At 70.1% G+C, this 22,396-nt stretch carries 23 protein-coding genes; 6 read left to right on the forward strand and 17 right to left on the reverse strand.

The genetic code is table 11. The features are described from left to right. Nucleotides 1–143 precede the first annotated feature (143 nt). From AACG61_RS04325 to pyrC, 6 genes are all read right to left on the reverse strand, one after another. Nucleotides 144–1,541, reverse strand: coding sequence for a helix-turn-helix domain-containing protein (locus AACG61_RS04325; protein ID WP_411838791.1), 1,398 nt, complete (start codon nucleotides 1,539–1,541; stop codon nucleotides 144–146). Between the two features lie 60 nt (nucleotides 1,542–1,601). Next, on the reverse strand, nucleotides 1,602–2,789 hold the full coding sequence (locus tag AACG61_RS04330) for a multidrug effflux MFS transporter (protein WP_411838792.1): 1,188 nt from the start codon (nucleotides 2,787–2,789) through the stop codon (nucleotides 1,602–1,604). Between the two features lie 173 nt (nucleotides 2,790–2,962). Beyond that, on the reverse strand, nucleotides 2,963–3,313 hold the full coding sequence (locus tag AACG61_RS04335; protein ID WP_411838793.1) for a DMT family protein: 351 nt from the start codon (nucleotides 3,311–3,313) through the stop codon (nucleotides 2,963–2,965). Between the two features lie 4 nt (nucleotides 3,314–3,317). Beyond that, nucleotides 3,318–4,817, reverse strand: coding sequence for a replicative DNA helicase (locus AACG61_RS04340; RefSeq protein ID WP_411838794.1), 1,500 nt, complete (start codon nucleotides 4,815–4,817; stop codon nucleotides 3,318–3,320). A gap of 96 nt (nucleotides 4,818–4,913) precedes the next feature. Next, on the reverse strand, nucleotides 4,914–5,585 hold the full coding sequence (locus tag AACG61_RS04345; protein WP_411838795.1) for an orotate phosphoribosyltransferase: 672 nt from the start codon (nucleotides 5,583–5,585) through the stop codon (nucleotides 4,914–4,916). After that, nucleotides 5,582–6,625 carry a dihydroorotase gene (pyrC, locus tag AACG61_RS04350; RefSeq protein WP_411838796.1) on the reverse strand — a complete coding sequence of 348 codons (1,044 nt, stop codon included), beginning with the start codon at nucleotides 6,623–6,625 and terminating at the stop codon, nucleotides 5,582–5,584. Before pyrC ends, AACG61_RS04345 begins: the two co-directional genes overlap by 4 nt. Before the next feature lie 166 nt (nucleotides 6,626–6,791). Between pyrC and AACG61_RS04355 the strand changes: the two genes are divergently transcribed. Beyond that, nucleotides 6,792–7,100, forward strand: a complete 309-nt coding sequence (locus AACG61_RS04355; RefSeq protein ID WP_411838797.1) for an antibiotic ABC transporter — start codon at nucleotides 6,792–6,794, stop codon at nucleotides 7,098–7,100. 6 nt (nucleotides 7,101–7,106) lie between these two features. Continuing rightward, the gene (locus AACG61_RS04360; RefSeq protein WP_411838799.1) at nucleotides 7,107–7,859 is read left to right on the forward strand and encodes an SDR family oxidoreductase; all 753 of its coding nucleotides are present in this window, start codon (nucleotides 7,107–7,109) and stop codon (nucleotides 7,857–7,859) included. A gap of 58 nt (nucleotides 7,860–7,917) precedes the next feature. Here AACG61_RS04360 and gap read toward each other — a convergent pair whose 3' ends face one another. The 4 genes from gap to purB form a co-directional block, all read right to left on the reverse strand. After that, nucleotides 7,918–8,919, reverse strand: coding sequence for a type I glyceraldehyde-3-phosphate dehydrogenase (gene gap, locus AACG61_RS04365; RefSeq protein ID WP_411838800.1), 1,002 nt, complete (start codon nucleotides 8,917–8,919; stop codon nucleotides 7,918–7,920). Nucleotides 8,920–9,001: 82 nt separating this feature from the next. Beyond that, nucleotides 9,002–9,145: a hypothetical protein gene (locus AACG61_RS04370; RefSeq protein ID WP_411838801.1), complete on the reverse strand. Its 144-nt coding sequence runs from the start codon at nucleotides 9,143–9,145 to the stop codon at nucleotides 9,002–9,004. Nucleotides 9,146–9,200: 55 nt separating this feature from the next. Beyond that, nucleotides 9,201–10,211 carry a FliG C-terminal domain-containing protein gene (locus AACG61_RS04375; RefSeq protein ID WP_411838802.1) on the reverse strand — a complete coding sequence of 337 codons (1,011 nt, stop codon included), beginning with the start codon at nucleotides 10,209–10,211 and terminating at the stop codon, nucleotides 9,201–9,203. Between the two features lie 74 nt (nucleotides 10,212–10,285). Further along, nucleotides 10,286–11,599, reverse strand: a complete 1,314-nt coding sequence (purB, locus tag AACG61_RS04380; RefSeq protein WP_411838803.1) for an adenylosuccinate lyase — start codon at nucleotides 11,597–11,599, stop codon at nucleotides 10,286–10,288. A 144-nt stretch (nucleotides 11,600–11,743) separates the two neighbouring features. On the opposite strand from purB, the gene AACG61_RS04385 reads away from it, so the two are divergent. From AACG61_RS04385 to AACG61_RS04395, 3 genes are read left to right on the forward strand one after another with little or no spacing between them, the layout of a single operon-like run. Then, complete coding sequence (locus AACG61_RS04385) at nucleotides 11,744–12,394, forward strand: hypothetical protein (RefSeq protein ID WP_411838804.1); 651 nt, start codon at nucleotides 11,744–11,746, stop codon at nucleotides 12,392–12,394. Between the two features lie 22 nt (nucleotides 12,395–12,416). Next, entirely contained in the window at nucleotides 12,417–13,409 is a 993-nt protein-coding gene (locus tag AACG61_RS04390; RefSeq protein ID WP_411838805.1) for a YihY/virulence factor BrkB family protein, read from the forward strand. A 2-nt stretch (nucleotides 13,410–13,411) separates the two neighbouring features. Then, entirely contained in the window at nucleotides 13,412–13,744 is a 333-nt protein-coding gene (locus AACG61_RS04395; RefSeq protein WP_411838807.1) for an SMR family transporter, read from the forward strand. On the opposite strand, the gene AACG61_RS04400 is transcribed toward AACG61_RS04395, so the two are convergent. The 3 genes from AACG61_RS04400 to AACG61_RS04410 all read right to left on the reverse strand — a co-directional run bounded on the left by AACG61_RS04400 (nucleotide 13,741) and on the right by AACG61_RS04410 (nucleotide 17,309). Beyond that, nucleotides 13,741–15,387, reverse strand: a complete 1,647-nt coding sequence (locus AACG61_RS04400; protein WP_411838808.1) for a peptidoglycan -binding protein — start codon at nucleotides 15,385–15,387, stop codon at nucleotides 13,741–13,743. The two genes, AACG61_RS04395 and AACG61_RS04400, sit on opposite strands and share 4 nt — an antisense overlap. Nucleotides 15,388–15,389: 2 nt before the next feature. Further along, nucleotides 15,390–16,541 carry a biopolymer transporter ExbB gene (locus AACG61_RS04405; RefSeq protein ID WP_411839459.1) on the reverse strand — a complete coding sequence of 384 codons (1,152 nt, stop codon included), beginning with the start codon at nucleotides 16,539–16,541 and terminating at the stop codon, nucleotides 15,390–15,392. A gap of 222 nt (nucleotides 16,542–16,763) precedes the next feature. Further along, nucleotides 16,764–17,309, reverse strand: coding sequence for a gamma-glutamylcyclotransferase (locus AACG61_RS04410; protein WP_411838809.1), 546 nt, complete (start codon nucleotides 17,307–17,309; stop codon nucleotides 16,764–16,766). Between the two features lie 62 nt (nucleotides 17,310–17,371). On the opposite strand from AACG61_RS04410, the gene AACG61_RS04415 reads away from it, so the two are divergent. After that, entirely contained in the window at nucleotides 17,372–18,376 is a 1,005-nt protein-coding gene (locus AACG61_RS04415) for a DUF2125 domain-containing protein (protein WP_411838810.1), read from the forward strand. On the opposite strand, the gene AACG61_RS04420 is transcribed toward AACG61_RS04415, so the two are convergent. The 4 genes from AACG61_RS04420 to rpsD all read right to left on the reverse strand — a co-directional run bounded on the left by AACG61_RS04420 (nucleotide 18,373) and on the right by rpsD (nucleotide 22,301). After that, nucleotides 18,373–19,314, reverse strand: a complete 942-nt coding sequence (locus AACG61_RS04420; RefSeq protein ID WP_411838811.1) for a prephenate/arogenate dehydrogenase family protein — start codon at nucleotides 19,312–19,314, stop codon at nucleotides 18,373–18,375. The two genes, AACG61_RS04415 and AACG61_RS04420, sit on opposite strands and share 4 nt — an antisense overlap. Next, nucleotides 19,311–20,399 carry a histidinol-phosphate transaminase gene (gene hisC / locus AACG61_RS04425; RefSeq protein ID WP_411838812.1) on the reverse strand — a complete coding sequence of 363 codons (1,089 nt, stop codon included), beginning with the start codon at nucleotides 20,397–20,399 and terminating at the stop codon, nucleotides 19,311–19,313. The genes AACG61_RS04420 and hisC overlap by 4 nt, the downstream gene beginning before the upstream one ends. A 79-nt stretch (nucleotides 20,400–20,478) precedes the next feature. Further along, nucleotides 20,479–21,546: a calcium-binding protein gene (locus AACG61_RS04430; protein WP_411838813.1), complete on the reverse strand. Its 1,068-nt coding sequence runs from the start codon at nucleotides 21,544–21,546 to the stop codon at nucleotides 20,479–20,481. A gap of 134 nt (nucleotides 21,547–21,680) precedes the next feature. Further along, nucleotides 21,681–22,301, reverse strand: coding sequence for a 30S ribosomal protein S4 (gene rpsD / locus AACG61_RS04435; protein ID WP_045981180.1), 621 nt, complete (start codon nucleotides 22,299–22,301; stop codon nucleotides 21,681–21,683). Nucleotides 22,302–22,396: the final 95 nt, after the last annotated feature.

A 22,396-nucleotide genomic window follows, 5' to 3' on the forward strand; every position in this document is an offset into this window, starting at 1 on the left:
GCGCGTTGGTTCCGTTCGTCCCCGGGTAAACAGCAGCTGTGCCTTCTTGGCAACAACCTACGGGCGATGGGTTCCCGTGATTGGCGGAACCCTGCCTTGATCGGCAAGGTTTCGCCGAGGCTTTTTGTTCGGATCAGGAAAAATCACGCGATTTCATAGGGCAGGGGGCCGTCGCGATCCTGCGGCACGCGCAGCGGGCGGTCGATCGGCGGGACCGAGCGCTGATGACAGTCGGGCCGCGGGCAGATTCGGCAGGAGATACCGATGGGCTGATAGGCGCGCGGCTTGGTCAGGTCCAGGCCGTCGGCATAGACCAGCCCGGCGGCATGGGCCACCTCGACCCCCAGACCGATGGCAAAGCGGCGGACGGGGGCGTTGAAGGCGCCGGCATGTTTCGACACGTCGCGCGCCAGAAGCAGATAGCGCATCCCGTCCGGTGTCTCGGCCAGCTGCCGCAGGAAGCGGCCCGGCTGCTCGAAGGCCTGATGCACGTTCCACAGCGGGCACGCCCCGCCGAAGCGGGCGAATTGCAACCGCGTCGCGGAATGGCGCTTGGTGATCGTGCCCGCCTGATCGACGCGCACGAAGAAGAACGGCACCCCCTTGGCGCCCGGCCGCTGCAGGGTCGACAGGCGATGCGCCACCTGCTCCAGCGAGGCGCCGAAGAGATGCGACAGGCGCTCCAGGTCGTGGCGTTCGGCTTGGGCCGCGGCCAGGAAGGGGCGATAGGGCATCAGCGCCGCCCCCGCGAAATAGTTCGCCATGCCAAGGCGGGCAATGTCGCGCGCGGTCGGGCTGCGGAACCGGGCGAGGTCCAGCACGGCCTCGATCAGGTCGGACTGCCGCTCCAGCGCGACCAGGTGCAGCAGCTGGAACAGGCGGGTCGGGGCCTCGGCCGCGGCATTGACCAGCAGCGTGCGGCCGTCGCGGCGATAGACGGCGTTGGCGGGCAGTTCGGTCAGCCGGACCTGGATGCCGCCCGCGGCCAGCGCCGCCACGGCCAGCGCCCACGGGTCGCCGCGCTGCCCGTCCGGGCAGGCGAAGCGTTCCGCCGCCCGGTCCACCGCGTCGATGTAGTTGTCGCAGTAGTGGAAGAAGTCGCGGACCTCCTCCCAGGGCGTGGTCAGGCTGTTCTGGCTGGCCGCGCCCAGGGCTTCGTCCAGCGCGGCCAGGCGCTCCTGCCCGTCGCGATGCGCGCGGTAGAGGTCCAGGAAGGCGCGGGCCAGCACCGGGGCGTTGGTGGCGGCCAGGCGCAGGTCCGCCAAGGGCGGGGCCGTGTCGAAGAGCGGATCGGCCAGCGCCTCCTGCATGTCGATGACCAGCCGTTCGGCATCGCCCGCAGCCAGCGTGGTCAGGTCCACGTCGAACTCCTGCGCCAGGCGCAGCAGCACGCCCGCGCTGATCGGGCGGTGGTTGTTCTCCATCTGCGACAGATAGGGCAGCGACACGTCCAGCCGCTCGGCGAAGCGCCGTTGGGTCAGGCCGGCGCGGGCGCGCGTCTCGCGAAGTGCGCTGCCGGCATAGATCTTCTGCGTCGCCATCGGCCTGGCCTCCGTTTGCAAATCACTGGATAGCGGTTGCAAATGGGTCGCGGCAAGGGGTCACGCCATGAGGGCCAACTGCCTTTCGCGCCGCAGCACCCAGAGGATCGCGGCCAGCGAGCCCAGGGCCGAGGCGCACATGATGGCCAGAAGCGGCGTGGCACCGCTGCCCGGCTGCAGGAGCGCGCCGGCCAGCGCCGAGAGGATCGCCCCGCCCGCCACGGCCAGCGCCCCGCCCAGGCCCGAGGCGGTGCCGGCCAGTTCGGGCCGCACGCTCATCATGCCGGCATTGGCGTTGGGCAGGACCATGCCGTTGCCGAGGCCCATCAGCGCGATCGCCCCGAAGAAGATCAGCGGACGGACGATGCCCGCCATGTCCACGACCAGGGCCGCGGTCAGCGCGGCGAGGCAGATGGCCGCCCCGATCAGGATCATGCGGTTCAGGCCCAGCCTGGGCGAGAAGCGCGCGGCCAGGAAGTTGCCCAGGATGTAGCCGACCGAGGGGGCCGCGAACCAGTAGCCGACCTGCGCGGGGGTCAGGCCGAAGACCTGATCGCCCACGAAGGGCGCCCCGCCCAGATAGGCGAAGAAGGCGCCGGAAGACAGTGTCGCCGCGCCGCAATAGCCCCAGAAGCGGTGCGAGCGGGCGAGGATGGGATAGTTGACCATCTGGGCGCGCAGGCTCATGCCGCCGTCGCGGACGGTTTCGCCCATGTCGCGCCAGGCGACGATCAGGACCGCGATGCCGAGCGCGCCCATCACCGCGAAATTGGCCTGCCAGCCGAAGAGCTCGTCCAGGACGCCGCCGAAGACGGGGGCCATCATCGGCACCACCGCCATGCCCATCGTGACGTAGCCCAGCATGGAGGCCGCGCGGTCGCCGTCATAGAGGTCGCGGATGACCGCGCGCGGCACCAGCATGCAGACGGTGATGACCGATTGCAGCAGCCGGAAGATCAGGAAGGTCGTCGCGGTCGTGGCGACCAGCGTGCCGATGGTGGCCAGGAGAAAGCCCACCAGCCCCCAGATGACCACCGGGCGGCGGCCGAAACGGTCGCTGAGCGGGCCGCCCAGCAGCTGCAGCATCGCGCTGGCGCCGATATAGGCGGAGACCGAGAGCTGCATCACGCCGTAATCGACGTCGAAATCGCGCGCCATGCCCGGCAGCGAGGGCAGGAAGACGTTCATGGAGAGCGCCGAGACGCCCGAGAGGGCGACCAGCGTCAGGAGATGGGGCGGGGTGCGCATGGCGGTGACCTGTTCGAAGGGCGGGCTGCACGATGTGCAAGTCCGGCGGCCCATCCATAGCGCGGCCGCGGGGGGAAGCGCCAGATGGATTGCGTCCCGCGACGTGCCGGGGGGCGCCGCCCCCCGGACCCCCCGCCGGTGGGGGCGGCGCCCCCTCCGGGCCTCCCCCGCGATCAGCCGAAGTCGTGGAAGATGAACCAGGCGCCGAGGCAGATCAGCGAGAAGCCCACGCCGTGCTGCCAGCCGATCTTTTCGCCCAGGTAGACCCAGGAAAAGATCGCGAAGACCGAGAGGCTGATGACCTCCTGGATGGTCTTGAGCTGGGCGGCGCTGAAATACCCGTAGCCGATGCGGTTGGCGGGCACCTGCATCAGGTATTCGAAGAAGGCGATGCCCCAGCTGATGAAGATCACCGTCACCAGGGGGGCGGTCTTGAACTTGAGGTGGCCATACCAGGCCACCGTCATGAAGATGTTCGAGGCCAGGAGGAGGCCGATGGTCGCCACCGGGACGGGCAGGGTCATGGCGTCAGTCCCACTGGCTCTGGCGGTCGCGGGCGAGGTTGCCGAAACGGGTGAACTGCCCCTCGAAGGCCAGCTCGACCGTGCCGATGGGGCCGTGGCGCTGCTTGCCCAGGATCACCTCGGCCTTGCCGTGGACGGCCTCCATCACCTGCTGCCATTTCGCCATCGCGTCCAAGTCGCTGTCCGAGGGCTTCTCGCGTTCCTTGTAATATTCCTCGCGGAACACGAACATCACGATGTCGGCGTCCTGCTCGATCGAGCCGGATTCGCGCAGGTCGGAGAGCTGCGGGCGCTTGTCCTCGCGGTTCTCGACCTGGCGGCTCAGCTGCGACAGGGCGATGACCGGGATGTTCAGCTCCTTGGCTATGGCCTTGAGCCCTTGGGTGATCTCGGAGACCTCGTTCACGCGGCTGTCCTTGGCTGTCGCGGCCTTCAGAAGCTGCAGGTAGTCGACCATCAGCACGTCGAGGCCGTGGGTCCGCTTCAGCTTGCGCGCCCGGGCGGCCAGCTGGTTGATGGGCAAGGCGGGCGTGTCGTCGATGAAGAGCGGGCAGTTCTGCAGCGCATGGGCGGCCTCGACAAAGCGGCGGAACTCGCCCTCGTCCATGTTGCCCGAGCGGATGCGTTCCGAGGGCACCTCGGCGGCCTCGGACAGGATGCGCGCGGCCAGCTGTTCGGCCGACATCTCGAGGCTGAAGAAGCCCACGACGCCGCCCTCGACCGCGCCCTGGGTGCCGTCGGGCTTTTCGCCGACCTTGTAGGCCTTGGCGATGTTGAAGGCGATGTTGGTGGCCAGCGACGTCTTGCCCATCGACGGGCGCCCGGCGAGGATGATCAGGTCCGAATTGTTCAGACCGCCCATCTTGGCGTCCAGGTCGATCAGCCCGGTGGAAATCCCCGACAGCTTGCCGTCGCGCTGATAGGCGGCATTGGCGACCTGCACCGCGCCGGTCACGGCCTTGAGGAAGCTCTGGAATCCGCGTTCGGCGGTGCCGGCCTCGCCCAGCTTGTAGAGCGTCTGTTCGGCGGCCTTGATCTGCTCCTCGGCATCGTCGCCGACCTCGACGGACTGGGCGCGGGCGGCGATGTCCTGGCCCAGCTGCATCAGCTCGCGCCGCAGGGCGAATTCGCGGATCATCTGGGCATAGTCGCGCGCGGCATAGGCGCTGATCGCCGCCGCCGCCATCCGGGCCAGATAGGCAGGGCCGCCCAGCTCCTTCAGCCCGTCGTCGTTCTCCAGGAAGGCCTTGATCGTGACCGGGCTGGCCAGCGCGTTCCGACGGATGCGTTCGGCGCAGATGTCGAAGATGCGCGCATGGACCGGGTGGTAGAAATGGTCCGACTTGATGATCTGGCTGACCCGGTCGAAGACGTCGTTGTTGGTCAGCAGCGCGCCCAGAAGCTGCTGCTCGGCCTCCAGCGAGAAGGGGACCGAGGGCTGCGCCTGCTCCTCCGACTGGCCGGGAACGATGAAGCGCGTGCTGGTGACGGTGAGGGTGCTCATGGTCTGCCTGCCCTTTTTCTGCCTTGGTTCACAGTAAACCGAAAGCGGCCGGCCCGTCATCGGGGCCGGCCGCATGAAGTTGTGGATAAGACCCGATCAGCCGTTTGCCGCCTGCCAGGCGCGCGGATCGGTCAGGAAGGCCTCGACCTCGGTCAGGGTCGCCTCGTCGAAGGACCCTTGGGCGCGGGCCTCGGCCAGCACGTCCCACCAGGTGCAGAGGTGGTGCAGCTGCACGCCGTGATCGGCCAGACGCTGCGTGGTCTCGGGGAAGATGCCGTAGTAGAAGATCACCGCCGTATGGGCGCAGCTTGCCCCCGTCTCGCGGATCGCGTCCACGAAGGATAGCTTGCTGCCGCCATCGGTGGTCAGGTCCTCGACCAAGAGGACCCGCTGACCCTCGGTCATCACGCCCTCGATCCGGGCGTTGCGGCCGTAGCCCTTGGGCTTTTTCCGCACATAGGTCATCGGCAGGCCCAACCGTTCGGCGACCAGCGCGCCGAAGGGGATGCCCGCGGTCTCGCCACCCGCCACGTTGTCGAAGGCCTCGAAGCCCGCGTCGCGCATGACCGTCGCGGCCATGAAATCCATCAGCGTGGCGCGCACGCGCGGAAAGCTGATGATGCGGCGGCAATCGACATAGGTCGGCCCCTTGAGGCCCGAGGCATAGGTGAAGGGCTGGGACGCGTTGAAGTCGACGGCCTTGATCTCCAGCAGCATCCGGGCGGTCAGGCGGGCGATCTCCTCGCGGGCGGGGAAGGTCAGGCTCATTGGTCCTCCAGATGCCAGAAAAGCGGAAAGCCGGGGTCGAAGACGGTCACCGTCTCCGCGCCCGCCGCGATCTGCGCGGGGTATTCGGCGGGCGTGTCGCGGCGCGTCAGGGTGATGCGGTCCGCGTTCGGGGCCATGCGATAGAAGGCCGCGCCGTTGAGGCTGGTGAAGGCCTCCAGCCGGTCCAGCGCGCCCTCATCCTCGAAGACCTGCGCCAGGATCGACATGGTGTTCGGCGCGGTGAAGCAGCCCGCGCAGCCGCAGGGCTGCAGCTTCGCCGCATCGGTATGCGGCGCGCTGTCGGTGCCCAGGAAGAAGGTCGCGTCGCCCGAGGTCGCCGCCTCGCGCAGCGCCAGGCGGTGGGATTCGCGTTTCGCCACTGGCAGGCAGTAGTAATGCGGCCGGATGCCCCCCGCCAGGATGGCGTTGCGGTTGATGACCAAGTGATGCGTGGTGATCGTCGCACCCAGGTCGTCGCCGCCCGCGCGGGCGTAATCCACGCCCTGCGACGTCGTGATATGCTCCATCACCACGCGCAGGCCCGGCGTGCGGCGGCGCAGCGGGTCCAGCACGGTGTCGATGAACACCGCCTCGCGGTCGAAGATGTCGACGGACGGGTCGGTGACCTCTCCGTGCACGCAGAGCGTCACGCCCGCCTCGGCCATCGCCTCCAGCACGGGCTGGACGCGCGCGAAATCAGTCACGCCCGAGGCGCTGTTGGTGGTGGCACCCGCCGGATAGAGCTTGACCGCGCGGATGATGCCCTCGCGGAACGCGCCCACCACATCGGCGGCATCCGTCGTGTCGGTCAGGTACAGCACCATCTGCGGGTCCAGCGCAGCACCTGCGGGCAGGGCCGCGCGGATGCGGTCGCGATAGGCGGCGGCCTGGGCGCCGGTCGTGACCGGCGGCACCAGATTGGGCATGATGATCGCGCGGCCGAATTGCGCGGAATGCGGCGCGACCGCGGCCAGCATCGCGCCGTCGCGCAGATGCAGGTGCCAGTCGTCCGGGCGGCGAAGGGTCAGCGTCTGTGTCATGAGGCTGCCTCTAACCACGGCAGGGCGGCCTTGCCAAGCGGGCATCGCGGGATTGCGGGAACCCGCGGCCAAAGTGGCAGTTGTCTGACTGCGCCACAGGGCGCAATGTGCCTGGGCCGGGCATGGCCTGCCCGGTCGGCCGAAAGGAATTCCGCCAATGAACCCGATGATGCCCCTGATTCTGCCCGCCGCGCAGGTGCGGCTTGCCTCCCAGTTCGCCCGCATGGCGATCGAGGCCAACATGGTGATCGGCATGCGCATGGCCGGGATGATGGGCCTGATGGTCCAGTCCCCCGGAGAGCCGTTCCGCATGATCGCCGAAAAGCAGGCCGCCCTGTCGGAATCCATGATCGCCATGGCCAGCGCTGGCATGCGCGGCCACAGCGCCGAACGGATGCTGTCGGCCGGGCTGCGGCCCTATGGCCGACGGACGCGGGCGAATTCGCGCCGCCTCTCGGCCGTCAAGACGCGCTAGGCCCGCATGAGGACGGCGCTGGTCACGGGCGGGGCGCAGGGCATCGGACGCGGGATCGTCACCCGCCTGCGGGCCGATGGCTGGCGCATCGCGGTGATGGATCGCGACGTCGAGGCGCTGCAGGAGATCGGCGCATCCGACCCGGGTCTGCTGGTGTTGCACGCCGATGTCGGCGTCGAGGCCGATGTGGAGGGCGCGCTGTCCATGCTGCGCGGTTGGCTGGAGGGGGCGGGGCTTGGCCTGCTGGTCAGCAATGCGGGCATCGCCGGTCCGGTCAGCGGCCCGATCGAGGACCTGTCGCTGGAACGCTGGCGGGCCTGGCAGGACAGCCACGTCACCGGCGCCTTTCTGACGATCCGCGGCTGCGTGCCGCTGCTGCGCGCCGCGCGGGGCAGCATCGTGACGATGGCCTCGACCCGCGCGCTGCAGTCGGAGCCGGATACCGAGTCCTATGCCGCCGCCAAGGGGGCGCTGGTGGCGCTGACCCATGCGCTGGCGGTCAGCTTGGGACCCGCGATCCGCGCGAACTGCATCCTGCCGGGCTGGATTGACACGTCGCTGGCGCGGAAGGCCGCCGACCGGCACACGCCCGACCTGTCGGAGACCGACCATCGGCAGCATCCGGTCGGGCGCGTGGGGCGGGTGGACGACATCGCGGGGCTGGTCGCGTGGCTTGCCTCGGACGAGGCGGGCTTCGTCACCGGGCAGCGCTTCGTGGTCGATGGCGGGATGAGCGTCCGGATGATCTACGCGGACTGATCCCGCGGAAACAAAAAAGGCCCCCGGACGGGGGCCTTTTGCGTTTCGGGGGCGCCGATCAGATCAGCTTGCCCATCGCCACGGCGGTGTCCGACATGCGGTTCGAGAAGCCCCATTCGTTGTCGTACCAGGTCAGGATGCGGACCATGCGGCCCTCCATGACCTTGGTCTGATCCATGTGGAAGATCGACGAATGCGGGTCGTGGTTGAAGTCGGTCGAGACCAGCGATTCCTCGGTATAGCCCAGCACGCCCTTCAGCGGGCCGTCGGCGGCGGCCTTGATCGCGGCGTTGATCTCGGCGACCGAGGTGTCGCGGCTGGCCTCGAACACCAGGTCCACGACCGAGACGTTGGGCGTCGGCACGCGGATGGCCACGCCGTCCAGCTTGCCCTTCAGCTCGGGCAGGACCAGGCCCACGGCCTTGGCGGCCCCGGTTGAGGTCGGGATCATCGACAGCGCTGCGGCGCGGGCGCGGTAGAGGTCCTTGTGCATCGTGTCCAGCGTCGGCTGATCGCCGGTATAGCTGTGGATCGTGGTCATGAACCCGCGGTCGATGCCGATCGTGTCGTTCAGGACCTTCGCCACCGGCGACAGGCAGTTCGTCGTGCAGCTGGCGTTCGAGACGACCAGGTCGTCCTTGGTCAGCGTGTCGTGGTTCACGCCGAAGACGATGGTCTTGTCGGCATTGTCGCCCGGCGCCGAGATCAGGACGCGCTTCGCGCCCGTGGACAGGTGCGGCTGGACCTTCTCCTTGGAGGTGAAGATGCCGGTGCATTCCATGATGACGTCGATGTCGCCCCAGGGCAGTTCGGCCGGGTTGCGGATCGCGGTCACCTTGATCGGGCCGCGGCCCACGTCGATGCTGTCGCCCGACACCGTGACCGTGGCCGGAAAGCGGCCATGCACGCTGTCATAGCGCAGCAGGTGGGCGTTCGTCTCGACCGGGCCGAGGTCGTTGATCGCGACGACCTCGATATCGGTGCGGCCGGATTCGACGATTGCGCGCAGGACGTTGCGACCGATCCGGCCGAAGCCGTTGATGGCGACCTTGACTGCCATGGGTATCCCTCTCGAGCAGGTGACGGTTGCGCATGCTCTAGCGCGGCGGCGGTCGCGATGCAAATGCCGAAAAGGCCGACCGTCAGCGCCAGAAGCTGAGATACTCGATCAGCCGGTCCATGCCGCGGGCCACCGTCAGGGGCAGGCCGCCGCCCAGCCAGACGGCATCCACCGCAAAGGCCGCGGCGATCAGCAGCAGCATGGCAATCGCGATCCTGTTCGTCATCAGCGCCTCCGGGACGCCGCGTTATCGCGCAGCGCCGCCCGGCGGGCAAGACGGCTCATTCGTCGTCCTGGGGCATCTTCAGCACCAGCTGGCCGTCCTCCTGCAGGCGGCGGATGGCCGAGACGACCTCGGTCATGGCTTCCTCGACATCCTTGGCGCGGGGCTTGCCCAAGGCCTCGCGCTCCTCGCGCAGGCCGTCGGACATGCGCTGCGACAGATTGGACAGGATGAAGTCGGCGGCCATCGCATCCGCCTCGGACGGGGCGGCCAGGGCGCGCACCAGCGTCGCCTGGTCCAGCTCGCGCACGATCTTGGGGACGTCGCGCGGCTCGATCCGGGCGGGGATGTGGGCGAAGATGAAGATCGCCTTGCGCACCCCGTCGGCGAATTCCATGTCGCGTTCGTCCAGCGCGCCCAGCACGTCGTCGCGCAGATCGGCGGTGGCGAAGTTCAGGATCGCCCCCATCCGGTCGGTCGCGGGCGTGGCGATGGCGGGCTTGGGCAGCGCCTCGGCCGCCTGCAGCAGCACCAAGCCCACCCGCTTGAGCGCCGCGGGCGTCACGCCCGAGGTCATCGACATGGCCTGCGCCACGACCCGCGCCCGCTCGCGCGGGAGCGCGAGGAAGGTGGCCGAGGCCGCCTCGACCGGCAGCTTGGACAGCATCAGCGCCACCAGCTCGACCGATTCGGCATTGGCCAGCGCGATCAGCGCCTCCTTGGGCAGGGCGCAGAGCCGCGTCCAGGGGTCGGACTGGCCGGTGATGGCGGCGGTGCGCCGCAGGGCGTCGGTGCTGTCCTCGGACAGGCGCTGGCCCAGCATGGCCAGCGTGCCGTCCAGACCACCCGGAAAGGTCACGCCCACCGATTCCAGCCGGTCGCAGAATTCGGTGATGACCGCGTCGCGGGTGGCGCGGTCGATCAGCTCCATCCCGGCCATCTCCTGCGCCAGCAGGGTCTGGGCGCCGCTGTCCAGCCGGTCCAGCCCCGCGACCTCGTCGTCGTCCAGCAGAAGCCGCACGATCACCGCCGCCTTCTGCCGCTGATTGAGACCCGTCTGGCTTGTCATGGCACCCTCCGTCATCGCGTCGGCGGACAGGATGCCACGACAACCCTAACGGATGGTTGACGGATGCCCGGAAATCACCGCGGCGCGGCGCCGAAGACCCGCGAGAAGATCGTGTCGACATGCTTGGTGTGATAGCCCAGATCGAACTTCTCCTCGATCTCGGCGGGGGACAGGGCGGCGGTGACCTCGGGATCGGCCAAGAGCTCCTCGCGGAAATCGGCGCCCTTCTCCCAGACCTTCATGGCGTTGCGCTGGACCAGGCGATAGCTGTCCTCGCGCGACACGCCCGCCTGCGTCAGCGCCAGCAGGACCCGCTGCGACATCACCAGGCCGCGGAACTTGTTCATGTTGGCCAGCATGTTGTCGGGATAGATCACCAGCTTCTCGACCACGCCCGCCAGGCGATGCAGGGCGAAGTCCAGCGTGATCGTGGTGTCCGGCCCGATCGCGCGCTCGACCGAGGAATGGCTGATGTCGCGCTCGTGCCACAGCGCCACGTTCTCCATCGCGGGGATGACCGACATGCGCACCAGACGCGCAAGGCCCGTCAGGTTCTCGGTCAGGACCGGGTTGCGCTTGTGCGGCATGGCCGAGCTGCCCTTCTGGCCGGGGCTGAAGAACTCCTCGGCCTCCAGCACCTCGGTGCGCTGCATGTGTCGGATCTCGATGGCGATGTTCTCGATCGAGGAGGCGATCACGCCCAGCACGGCGAAGAACATCGCGTGGCGGTCGCGCGGGATGACCTGGGTGCTGATTGGCTCGGGGCGCAGGCCCAGCTTGGCGCAGACATGCTCCTCGACCGCCGGGTCGATATTGGCGAAGGTGCCGACCGCGCCGCTGATCGCGCCGGTCGCGATCTCCTCGCGCGCGCGCTCCAGCCGGTCGCGGCCGCGTGCCATCTCGGCATAGAAGCGGGCGAAGGTCAGGCCCATCGTGGTCGGCTCGGCGTGGATGCCGTGGCTGCGGCCGATGCGGACGGTGTCCTTGTGCTCATGCGCGCGGGCCTTCAGCGCGGCCAGGACCCGGTCCATCCCCGCCAGCAGCAGGTCGGACGCGCGGACCAGCTGGATGTTCAGCGTGGTGTCCAAGACGTCGCTGCTGGTCATGCCCTGATGGACGAAGCGCGCGTCGTCGGCGCCCACATGCTCGGCCAGATGGGTCAGGAAGGCGATCACGTCATGCTTGGTGACGGCCTCGATCTCGTCGATGCGGGCCACGTCGAACTGGACATCCTTGGCGCGCCAGACGGCCTCGGCATTGGCGCGCGGGATCACGCCCAGATCGGCCTGCGCGTCGCAGGCATGGGCCTCGATCTCGTACCAGATCTTGAACTTGCTCTCGGGGGACCAGATGGCGACCATTTCGGGGCGGCTGTAACGCGGGATCATGGCGGGCTCCTTTCGCTGCGGGGGGCATAGCCGCGCGGGGGGGCGGGGGCAAGTTTTCATCACGGCCGCGTCAGGGGCGCGGGAACATTCCCCGCGCCCGGCGGGTTCGGTGGCAACAGTCCAGCCAACCGACCGGAGAGATCCATGCGCCGCCCCCATCAGCCGAACCCGCCCCATTCCCCCCGGACCGAGGCCGAGCGCACCAGCCATACCCGCTTCGGCCCGCGTCCCGTCCCCACCGGCCAGCGCCCCGCCCATGCCGGCCGCCCGGCGGAGGAGGCCGGCACCACGGCCAAGGTGATCGTCTGGACCGGCGTCGCGTTGGGCGTGGCGGGCGTCACCGCCGCCGCCGCGATCCTGGGCCGCAAGCTGGCCGGGACCGACACCGACAGCGACCATCGCCCGCACGGCCCCGCCGTCGCGCCGCGCTTTGCCGCGCTGGACGAGGAGGAACGCGAGGCGATGGGCCGCCGCGTCCGCGCCCAGGACCGCGAGGACCGAGAGCGTGCCGCGCGCCTGCGGGCCGGGGCGTCGCGGGGGCGTCGCGGCAACATGGCCAAGGACCTGACGCGCACCGCGACCGACCTGTCGCGCGGCCTCAGCGGCGTGGCCGAGTCGCTGACCGGGGCCTTCACCGCGTTTCGGGGCGTGTCGTCGCAGGCGACCTCCATCGTGGGCGACTTCGTGGCCGCCGCCGATCAGCTGCGCGCGATCCTGAACGGTGCGCCCGGACCGCAGCCCGTCCAGCCCCGCGACCGCGCCGCCCGGCCGCATCACGACGAGCCGCATGCCTGAGCCGAGGCAGGGCGCGGCGCGCATGACACCACCCACCGGCATCCGCGCGGCCCTGTTCGGGCCGCTTGATCCTGCGACGCGCGCGCGCTTCGGCCTGGACGAGGCGCGCGACGCGACCCCCGTGCCGGGCCTGCGCGACCTGCGTCGCGCCGACCTGCTGACCGTCGCCAAGGCCACGATCCGGCAGATCGGAGAGGATCGCGTCACGTCGGTCGCGGGCGGGGTCACGTTCTTCGGGCTGCTGTCGCTGTTCCCGGCCATCACCGCCTTCGTGTCGCTCTATGGGCTCTGGGCCGATCCGCTGACCATCCAGACCCATCTGGCGCTGCTGGAGACGCTGCTGCCGGCCAGCGCGCTGGACATCATCCGCGCGCAGGTCGTGGCCATCGCCTCGGCCTCGACCGGGGCGCTGTCGCTGGCGGGCGTGGTCGCGCTGCTTCTGGCCTTCTGGTCGGCGAATGGCGGGATGAAGGCGCTGCTCTCGGCGCTGAACGTCGCCTTCTTCCAGCGCGAGACGCGCAGCTTCGTGCAGCTGAACGTGGCCGCGATGTGCTTCACGGTGGGGGGGCTGGCGATGATCGCGATGATGCTGGCGGTGATCGCCGTCGTCCCGATCATCCTGCGCCTGCTGCCGATCGGCTGGGGGGCCGAGACGGTGCTGGCCGTCATCCGCTGGCCGCTGATGCTGGGCCTGCTGATCGCGGGTCTGGCGGCGGTCTATCGCTGGGGTCCGGCGGCGCCCAAGTCGCGCTGGCGCTGGATTTCTCCGGGCGCGGTCATCGCGGGGCTGGCGCTGGTCGTCACGTCGATGCTGTTCTCGTGGTACGCGGTGAACTTCGGCAACTACAACGAGACCTACGGCTCGCTGGGCGCGGTCGTGGCATTGATGACCTGGCTCTGGCTGAACGCGATGATCGTGCTGGTCGGGGCCGAGATCAATTCCGAACTGGAGCGGCATCTGAAGCACATGGCCGGTGTGCCGGACGACCGCCCCCTCAAGCCGGAGCGCGACTGACCATGTCCCCCTATCTGCCCCTCGGCCTCGCCATCGTGCTGGAGGTCGTGGGGACCTCGCTGCTGCAGCGGTCCGAACAGTTTTCCCGGCTGATGCCCACCATCGGCATGGCGCTGTGCTATCTGGCTAGCTTCTATCTGCTGTCGGTCAGCCTCAAGTCGCTGCCCCTGGGCGTGGCCTACGCGATCTGGAGCGCCTGCGGCGTGGCCCTGGTCGCGGTGATCGGACTGGTGGTCTTCGGCCAGCGGCTGGACCTGCCCGCGGTCCTGGGGCTGTCTCTGATCGTGGCGGGCGTGGTGGTGATCAACGTCTTTTCCCGCACCGTCGGGCATTAACGCTCGGTCAGCTTCAGCTCGATCCGGCGGTTCAGGGCGCGGCCTTCGGGCGTGTCCTCGGGCGCGATGGGGCGGGTGTCGGCAAAGCCCGTGGGCGCCAGCCGGGACGCCGGAAAGTTCAGCCCCTCGGACAGATAGCGCACGACCGCCAGCGCCCGTCCTTGGCTCAGCTCCCAGTTGTCGGCATAGCGCCCGGACCCCGACAGGGGCGTGCCGTCGGTATGGCCGTCCACCCGGATGATCCAGTCGATCTCGGGCGGAATCTCATCGGCGATGTCGGTCAGCAGGGCGGCCAGACCCGCGATCTGTTGCTGTCCGGCCTCCGACAGGGTGGCTTCGCCCGGCGCGAACAGCACCTCGGACTGGAAGACGAAGCGGTCGCCCACGACCCGCACCCCCTCGCGGCCCTGCAGGATCTGCGACAGGCGGCCGAAGAACTCGGAGCGGTAGCGGGCCAGATCCTGCGCCTCGGCCTCGGCGCGGCGGCGGGCCTCCTCCTCGAGGCCCAACCGGGCGCGGGTCTCCTCGGCGGCGCGGACCAGCGCGGCGTTCAGTTGCTGCCCCAGGTCGGAGACGCGCAGCTCGGCCTCGGCCTGCTGGTCGCCCGCCGTGTCCAGAAGCGCCTGCAGCGAGCCCAGCTGCGCACGCAGCTGCGCCACCTGCTCGTTCAGGACCGCAACGCGGCGCTGGCCGTCCTGGGCCAGCTCCTCCTGCCGGCTCAGCGCGCCCTGCGCCGTGGCCAGAAGCGCCGCCCGCCGCTCGGCCTCGGACAGCGCGCCATCGGCGCGGGCCACGGCCTCGTCGCGCGCGGCATTGGCGGCGGCCAGCAGGGTCAGCGTCTCCTCCGCCTCGCGGCGCTGCTCCTCCAGGGCCAGCGTCATCGCGGTCAGCTCGGCATCCGCCCCCTCCAGCCGCTCGCGCAGCAGGCGGGCGGCCTCGGCCTCGGCCAGACGCGCCGCCTCGGCCTCGCTCAGCCGGGTCTGCTGCTGGGTGCCCTTGGCGCGCAGGTCGTCGGCCAGCGCCTGCAGCGCATCGGCACGGGCGGCGGCCAGACGCGCGGCCTCGGCCTGGGCGTCGGTCTCGCTGCGGGCCTGGGCCAGCGCCAGTTCGGCGGCCGAGGTCTGCCGCCCGGTCTCCTCCAGGCGGACCTCCAGCGTGGCGACCTGCTGCCGGTCCGTCGCACGTTCCGCCAGAAGCGCCGCGACCTCGGCTTCGAAATCGGTCAGCCGGGTGCGGGCCTGGGTCAGTTCGGCCTCGCCCGTGGCCAGCTGGCTGGTCAGGCGGGCGATGCGGGCGGCGCGGTCGCGTGCCTCGGCCTCGGCGCGTGCGGCGCGCTCGGCCTCGGTCTCCAGCGCGCGGGTCAGCTGGGCCTCGCTGTCGCGGGACTGGCCCAAGGCCTGACCCAGGGCCGCGACCTGGGCGCCCAGCTCGTTCAGCTGCCGGTCTTGGCGCGAGATCACCTCGCCCTGGTCGGTGATGGTGCTGCCTTGGCTGGTGATCTCCTCGCGCAGCACGCCCTGCACCACGGTGAAGATGGTCAGCACGAACATCAGCACCAGAAGCAGCGCGGTCATCGCGTCCACGAAGCCCGGCCAGATCGAGGCCGAGAACCGCTGCGCCGACGATCCGCGCGACAGCCGCATGGTCAGACCCCGGATCGGTTGAGGATCGGGTCCGCGGCCAGGCGCGCATCCGAGAAGGGATCACCGAAGCGCGCCGCGCGGACCGCCCGCGTCAGGACCAGGATGTCCGATCGCAGCTCGGCCAGCATCTCGTCGCGGCCCTCTGCCATGTCCTGCGACATCCGCTCCAGCACCGCCTCCAGCCGCGACAGGTCCGGTGCGGCGGGCCGATGCTCGGCCAGCTGCGACAGCGCCTGCGTCAGCCGCTCCTGCTGGGCGGTGGCTGCGGCGCGGTCGGCCTGCACCTGATCGACCAGCGCCTCGACGGCCTGGGCCATGACCACGACGCGCTCATCCGCCATCAACGCGGTCTCCTCGCGCAGGCCCTCGCGTTCGCCGTGATAGCGCTGCATGCGGTCCATCTGCGCGGCCATCTGGGTCAGGAACCCGGCCAGGGCGGCCTGATCGACCGCCTCCCCGTCGCCCAGCTCGACGCCGAGGCGGGTGAAGCCCGACAGCCACTCCTCCAGCTCGCGGTAGAAGCGGTTCTGCCCGTGGGTTACGAACAGCTCCAGGAGGCCCACGACCAGCGACCCCGCCAGACCCAGAAGCGAGGAGGAGAAGGCCGTGGCCATGCCGCCCAGCTGCGATTCCAGCCCGCTCATCAGGTTCTCGAACAGGTCCAGCCCGCTCTGGCCGTCCTGCGGCGACAGGGCGCGGATCGTGTCGACGACGGCGGGAATCGTGGTCGCCAGACCGTAGAACGTGCCCAGAAGGCCCAGGAAGATCAGCAGGTTGGCCAGATAGCGGGTGATGTCGCGCGCCTCGTCGATGCGGGTCGCGACGGAATCCAAGATCGAGCGCGCGGAGCTGGCCCCGATCGCCCCGCCCACCGGACCGCGCGAGCCCAGCAGCGCCGCCAGCGGCGCCAGAAGGCGGGGGGCGGCGTCGTGACCCTCCGGTCCGTCGGTCCCGCGGCGGCGTGCGGCAAAGCGTTCGATCCAGCTGACCGAACCGACCAGCTGCGCGACCTGCCAGAAGCAGCCCAGCACCCCCAGGGCAAAGACCGCCAGGATCAGCCCGTTCAGCCAGCGGTTCGCGTCGAAGATGGACAGGATGCGCCCATAGGCGAACCAGCCGCCGGCCAGCACCAGCCCCATCACGGTCAGCATCATCAGGATCTGGCGGACGGGCTGCGAGAAGCGGGGCGATCCGGTCTCGGCCGTCAGCGCCTGGTCGCGCGTGGCCGCGAGGCGTCGGTTCGTCAGGGTCAGCCGCGAGGGCGGCTGCCTGTCGCCATTGCTCGGATCGCTCACCGGTAAATCCCCGCCCCGTCGCTGCTTTCGGCCGACTGTAGGATGGGGCGGATCACTTGCCAAGCGTTCCGGCGAACGCGCTTAACCGGCCGGGGGCAGCAGGGCGCGCACGGCGCGGGCCAGATCGTCCAGGTGGTCGTCGGGCATGCCGATCCGGCTGAGGTGGATGGCGGTGTTGAACAGGTAATCGGCATTCGGTCCGCGCCCGCCCTGCGCCGCGGCGATGATGAGGGCCTGCTCCTCCAGGGGCAGGCCACCCGCATATTGCCAGTGGTCGCGCCGCATCACATAGGCCAGCGCCGGAACCTCGCGCCCGTCCTCCAGCGCGACGGGCAGCACTGCCTCGCGATAGGCGTCGGTGACCAGCTCGCGCGCGCGCAGGTCGGCCAGCACGCGGTCGTGGTCGCGCGGCCGGATGCGCAGGGCCAGGCCCTGGCACAGCGCGCCCTCCTGCGGATCGAGGCCCAGCACCAGCCCCGGCACGTCCTCGGTGCCGCGATGCTGGATGGAGCGCAGGCAGAAGCTGCGCGCAAAGCCCGTCAGCGTCGCCTTGACGCTCTCCGCAGGGGCAAAGCCCGGGTTCCAGATCAGCGACCCGTAACCGAAGATCCAATCTATCCGTTCCATTCGCGCCCCTTTCGGCCCACAAGGTAGGGCAGCATCACCACGGACGGAAGGGCAGGGCGGACATGCGCGGAGCGATCATCGGGGCGGTTCTGGTGGCGGCGGTGGCCGTGGGCGGCTGGCTGGGCGCCGAAAGCCTGGCCAGCCGGCAGCTGGCGGCGGCGATCGCCGCCGATCCGGCGCTGGACGCGGCCGAGATCCGTCCGCTGCGCGATCCGGCCCGCCTGGGCGTGGCGCTGCGCGATGTCAGGCTGGAGGACCCGGCGATGGGTCTGCGCCTGCCCTGGGCGGCGCTGTCGCTGCGGCCCCTGTCGCCGCTGACGGCGCGGCTGGACCTGCCCGAGACCGCGACCCTGATCCAGGAGGGGCAGGAGCGGCAGCTGGGCCTGTCCGACCCGGTCGCATGGGTCGCGCTGGCGCCGCTGAACGGGTTCTCGCCCCGGGCGATGCAGGTCTCGGCGCGCGGTCTGACCCTGGACGGGCAGCCGCTGGCGGGCGGGCTCAGCCTGGATGCCGATCTGGTGCCGCTTGGCGCGCAGGCGCCCCGCGCGGCGCGGGCGGCCTATGACGTGACGCTGGCGCTGGAGGAGGGGCAGACCGCCGCGCTGGAGAGCCTGGGCCTCGGGGCGGGGCTGCTGCCGGGGCCGGTCGCGGGGTCGGGAACAGTGCGGCTGTGGCTGGACGGCACGCCCGCACCGAACGCGCCCGCCCCGCAGGTCGTGGGCTGGCAGACGCCGGGCCTGGAGATCGCCGCGGGCGGGATCGGGCTGCGTCTGGTGGGGCGGCTGGCGCGCGACGCGCAGGGCCGCGCCGAAGGGCAGGTCGCGCTCTATTCTGCCGATTCGCAGGCGATGATCGACATGGCGGGGGCCTTGGGGCTGATCCCCGACGGCGCGCGCCTGCTGATCCGCGCCGGTCTGTCGAGGCTCTCCGAGGCGCCCATCGACACCGCGCTGCCCGGCCCGGCCTTCCCGGACCCCGCAGAGGGAGAGCTGCGCCTGCCCGTCATCTTCCGCGACGGGCAGGTCGTGCTGGGCGGCCTGCCGATCGGCCCGGCGCCGGCCTTCTAGGCGGCGCCGTCCGGCACGGGCGCGCGGGCGCCGGGGGTGCGGCCGAAATCGGGCGCCTCGGTGTCCTGCCCTGCCTCGATGATGCCGCGGCGGATCGCCCGCGTGCGGGTGAAATAGTCGTGCAGCTGCTGGCCGTCGCCCATGCGGATGGCGCGCTGCAGCACGAACAGCTCCTCGGTGAAGCGGCCCAGGATGTCCAGCGTCGCCTCGCGATTGTGCAGGAACACGTCGCGCCACATCGTCGGGTCGCTGGCCGCGATCCGGGTGAAGTCGCGGAAACCGGCAGCGGAATACTGGATCACCTCCTCGCCGGACACGCGGCGCAGGTGGTCGGCCACCCCCACCATCGTATAGGCGATCAGGTGCGGCGCATGGCTGGTCACGGCCAAGACCAGGTCGTGATGGGGGGCGTCCATCCGGTCGGTCTTGGCGCCCATCGCGGAGATCAGCCGGTCCAGACGGGCCAGCGCCTCCGGGTCGGTGTCGGGCAGGGGCGTCAGCAGCCACCAGCGGTTGCGGAACAGGGTGGCAAAGCCCGCGCGCGGCCCGGAATGTTCGGTCCCGGCCAGCGGGTGGCCGGGGATGAAATGCGCGCCCGCGGGCAGGTGCGGGGTCACGGCGTCGATCACCGACTGCTTGACCGAGCCCACATCGGTGATGGTGGCGCCGGGGGCCAGATGGGGCGCGATCTCGGCCATGACCTCGGCCATGGCGCCGACGGGGACGGCCAGCACGACCAGATCGGCGCCCGCCACCGCCTCGGCCGCGCTGTCGCAGACCTCGCAGAGTGCGATCTCGCGCGCGGTGTCGCGGGTCTGGGCGCTGCGGGCATAGCCGGTGATGCGGCCCGCCAGCCCCCCCTCGCGCATGGCATGGGCCATGGACCCCGCAATCAGGCCCAGCCCGATGAGGGCGACCTTGTCATAGACCTGCGTCATTGGTCGCGCCCCTGCATGAACCGGCCCAGGCAGTCCAGGACACGGGTCACCGCATCCTCGTCGCCCACGGTGATGCGCAGGGCGTCGGGCAGGCCGTATCCGCCCACGCGCCGCACCAGGATGCCTTCGGCCCGCAGCGCCGCATCGGCGGCGGCGGCGGTGTCGGGGCTGTCGAAGCGCGCCAGCACGAAATTGGCGAAGCTCTCGTCGCAGCCGATGCCCATCTGGATCAGCGACTGCCGCATCCGCTCGCGCATCCGCGCGTTCAGCGCGATGCAGCGGTCGGTGAAGTCGCGGTCCAAGACGGCGGCGCGTGCGGCCTCCATCTGGGCGTTGGAGAGGTTGAAGGGCTGACGGATGCGGTTCAGCACGTCGATGATCTCGCGCGCGGCATAGCCCCACCCGATGCGCAGGCCGCCCAGGCCGTAAGCCTTTGAGAAGGTCCGCGTCATGATCACGTTCGGATGCCGGTCGACCAGCGACGCGCCGCCGTCGAACCTGTCGGCGAATTCCGTATAGGCCCCGTCATGCACGAACAGCACCTGCGGCGGCAGCCCGTCCACCAAGCGCTGCAACTCGTCCGCGCCCAGCATGGTGCCCGTGGGATTGGCCGGGTTCGCGATGAAGACCACGCGCGTGCGCTCGGTCACGGCGGCCAGGATCGCGTCCACGTCGACGCGGCGCGTGTCCTCCGGCACCGTGACCGGAGTCGCGCCGACCATGCGCGCCAGGATCGGATACATGGAGAAGCCGTGTTCGGTGGTGATGACCTCGTCGCCCGGCCCCGCGAAAGCCTGGACCACGAATTGCAGCACCTCGTCCGAGCCCACGCCGCAGATGATGCGGTCTGGGTCCAGCCCGTGGACCTGCCCGATGGCCGCGCGCAGGCCCGCGTGATCAGTCGCCGGATAGCGGTGCAGATCGCCTGCCGCACGGCGGAAGGCCTCCTGCGCTGCGGGGCTGGGGCCAAGCGGGTTCTCGTTCGACGACAGCTTCAGCACGTCGTCGCGCCCGGCCAGCGTGCTTTCGCCGCTGACGTAAAGCGCGATGTCCATGATGCCGGGCTGCACGGGGGTCTGGGTCATGGGGTCCATCCTTTGTCCGCGCCCGGTTTAGTGCCCGGTCACCGACAAGGAAAGCCCCCAAACCGCCGCGCATGCGTCCTCAGAGGAAGACGAAATCACCCTCGTCCAGGCGCAGGTGATCGACCCCCGTCAGCACGATGCTGTCGGTGCCGAAGCGGATCACCGTATCCGCACCGCGGTCGATGATGCGCAGATCCTCCATGCCGTCCGCGCCGCCTTCGAAGACGATGCTGTCGGTCCCGATCCGGAAGTCGACGATCCGGTCCGCGCCCGAGCCGGCGCGGAACACGAAGGCATCCGCCCCGGCGCCGCCGCGCAGCACATCGGCGCCCGCGCCGCCGTCCAGCCTGTCGTCCCCCAGCCCGCCGTCCAATTGGTCGCGCCCGGCCCGGCCGGCCAGGATGTCGTCGCCCGCGCCCCCCTCCAGGACGTTGGCACCGGCGGTCCCCGACAGGCGGTCGTCGCCGCCACCGCCGCGCAGGTTCTCGACCCCGGTCACGGTGACCGATCCGCCGGCAAAGCGCTGGACCGATGTCAGGGCCAGGTCCACGGTCACGTCCGCCGTGGTGGCCATGCGCAGCGTGTCGACGCCCGCGCCGCCGATCACGACATCCGCACCGCGCCCCGCGATCAGCAGATCGTTCCCCGCCCCGCCGTTCAGCGTGTCGTTGCCCAGGCCCCCGTCCAGAATGTCGTTGCCCGCATCGCCCTGCAGCCGGTCGTTGCCCAGCCCGCCCTCCAGCCGGTCCGCGCCCGCGCCGCCGGACAGCCGGTCGTCACCGCCAAGGCCGCGGATCAGGTCGTTCCCCGCCAGCCCCGAGACGACATCGCGCCCCGAGGAGCCGGTGATCTGGTCGTTCCCCTCCATGATCGTGCGCCAGACCGACAGATAGTCGCCGCGTTCGAACAGGGCGGCAATGTCGATCACCTGGGGCGCGGTCGAGATCAGGAAGTCGGACATGGTCACCACGGCGCGGCCGTCCTGCGTCAGGCGCAGCGCGTCTGCACGGTCGCGCCCGGCCCCGTCGATGGCGACGCGATAGCCGTCGGCATAGTCGATCCACTCCTCGTCGCCGCCGAAGCGGCCTTCGCCGAAGCGGGTGGGAATGGTCAGGTCAAAGGATCGGTGCAGACGAATGCGGGCCATGATGGCGCTCCGGTTGGATGCAATGCCGCGACGCTAGCGGGTCGCGGCCGCAAATCCAGAATCGAATGCATCGAATGCAATGAAAAAGGGCCGCATCCGAAGATGCGGCCCTGAAGAATGCGGTGCGGCGAAGATCAGTTCTTCGCGTAGAATTCGACGACCAGGTTCGGTTCCATCTGCACGGCATAGGGGATGTCGCCCAGGGCCGGGGTGCGCACGAAGGTCGCGGTCATCTTGTTGTGGTCGACTTCCAGGTAGTCCGGAACGTCACGCTCGGTCAGGGCGACGGCTTCCAGCACGATGGCCAGCTGGCGCGACCGCTCGCGGATCGAGATGACGTCGCCTTCCTTGACGCGGTAGGAGGCGATGTTCACGCGCTGACCGTTGACCTGGATGTGGCCGTGGTTCACAAACTGGCGGGCGGCCCAGATGGTCGCCACGAACTTGGCGCGATAGACGACGGCGTCCAGGCGGCGCTCCAGCAGGCCGACCAGGTTCTCGCCGGTGTCGCCGCGGATCCGTTCAGCTTCCGCGTAGATGCGGCGGAACTGCTTTTCGGTCAGGTCGCCGTAGTAGCCCTTCAGCTTCTGCTTGGCGCGCAGCTGGGTGCCGAAGTCCGACAGCTTGTTCTTGCGGCGCTGGCCGTGCTGGCCGGGGCCGTATTCGCGGCGGTTGACGGGCGACTTGGCGCGGCCCCAGATGTTCTCGCCCATGCGGCGGTCGAGCTTGTACTTGGCAGACGTGCGTTTGGTCACGGCTGATCTCCTTCAACAGGTTGCGAAGGGCGTTGTCCTTTGACCAGGGGCCTTGCGATCCAGGGTCCGACAGGGTTCCCCTTGCGGGGTCCACC

It is taken from the genome of Paracoccus sp. ME4 (assembly GCF_046736325.1).
Classification (GTDB): Bacteria; Pseudomonadota; Alphaproteobacteria; order Rhodobacterales; family Rhodobacteraceae; genus Paracoccus.

Coding starts and splice junctions, on each gene's coding strand:
- AACG61_RS04395 (WP_411838807.1), top strand. CDS start 13,412: ATGTCCCCCTATCTGCCCCTCGGCCTCGCCATCGTGCTGGAGGTCGTG.
- AACG61_RS04420 (WP_411838811.1), bottom strand. CDS start 19,314: ATGACGCAGGTCTATGACAAGGTCGCCCTCATCGGGCTGGGCCTGATT.
- AACG61_RS04340 (WP_411838794.1), bottom strand. CDS start 4,817: ATGAGCACCCTCACCGTCACCAGCACGCGCTTCATCGTTCCCGGCCAG.
- gap (WP_411838800.1), bottom strand. CDS start 8,919: ATGGCAGTCAAGGTCGCCATCAACGGCTTCGGCCGGATCGGTCGCAAC.
- AACG61_RS04375 (WP_411838802.1), bottom strand. CDS start 10,211: ATGACAAGCCAGACGGGTCTCAATCAGCGGCAGAAGGCGGCGGTGATC.
- AACG61_RS04360 (WP_411838799.1), top strand. CDS start 7,107: ATGAGGACGGCGCTGGTCACGGGCGGGGCGCAGGGCATCGGACGCGGG.
- AACG61_RS04355 (WP_411838797.1), top strand. CDS start 6,792: ATGATGCCCCTGATTCTGCCCGCCGCGCAGGTGCGGCTTGCCTCCCAG.
- AACG61_RS04330 (WP_411838792.1), bottom strand. CDS start 2,789: ATGCGCACCCCGCCCCATCTCCTGACGCTGGTCGCCCTCTCGGGCGTC.
- AACG61_RS04405 (WP_411839459.1), bottom strand. CDS start 16,541: ATGATGCTGACCGTGATGGGGCTGGTGCTGGCCGGCGGCTGGTTCGCC.
- AACG61_RS04345 (WP_411838795.1), bottom strand. CDS start 5,585: ATGAGCCTGACCTTCCCCGCCCGCGAGGAGATCGCCCGCCTGACCGCC.
- AACG61_RS04400 (WP_411838808.1), bottom strand. CDS start 15,387: ATGCGGCTGTCGCGCGGATCGTCGGCGCAGCGGTTCTCGGCCTCGATC.
- AACG61_RS04325 (WP_411838791.1), bottom strand. CDS start 1,541: ATGGCGACGCAGAAGATCTATGCCGGCAGCGCACTTCGCGAGACGCGC.
- AACG61_RS04430 (WP_411838813.1), bottom strand. CDS start 21,546: ATGGCCCGCATTCGTCTGCACCGATCCTTTGACCTGACCATTCCCACC.
- AACG61_RS04390 (WP_411838805.1), top strand. CDS start 12,417: ATGACACCACCCACCGGCATCCGCGCGGCCCTGTTCGGGCCGCTTGAT.
- AACG61_RS04410 (WP_411838809.1), bottom strand. CDS start 17,309: ATGGAACGGATAGATTGGATCTTCGGTTACGGGTCGCTGATCTGGAAC.
- AACG61_RS04370 (WP_411838801.1), bottom strand. CDS start 9,145: ATGACGAACAGGATCGCGATTGCCATGCTGCTGCTGATCGCCGCGGCC.
- pyrC (WP_411838796.1), bottom strand. CDS start 6,625: ATGACACAGACGCTGACCCTTCGCCGCCCGGACGACTGGCACCTGCAT.
- hisC (WP_411838812.1), bottom strand. CDS start 20,399: ATGACCCAGACCCCCGTGCAGCCCGGCATCATGGACATCGCGCTTTAC.
- AACG61_RS04385 (WP_411838804.1), top strand. CDS start 11,744: ATGCGCCGCCCCCATCAGCCGAACCCGCCCCATTCCCCCCGGACCGAG.
- AACG61_RS04335 (WP_411838793.1), bottom strand. CDS start 3,313: ATGACCCTGCCCGTCCCGGTGGCGACCATCGGCCTCCTCCTGGCCTCG.
- purB (WP_411838803.1), bottom strand. CDS start 11,599: ATGATCCCGCGTTACAGCCGCCCCGAAATGGTCGCCATCTGGTCCCCC.
- AACG61_RS04415 (WP_411838810.1), top strand. CDS start 17,372: ATGCGCGGAGCGATCATCGGGGCGGTTCTGGTGGCGGCGGTGGCCGTG.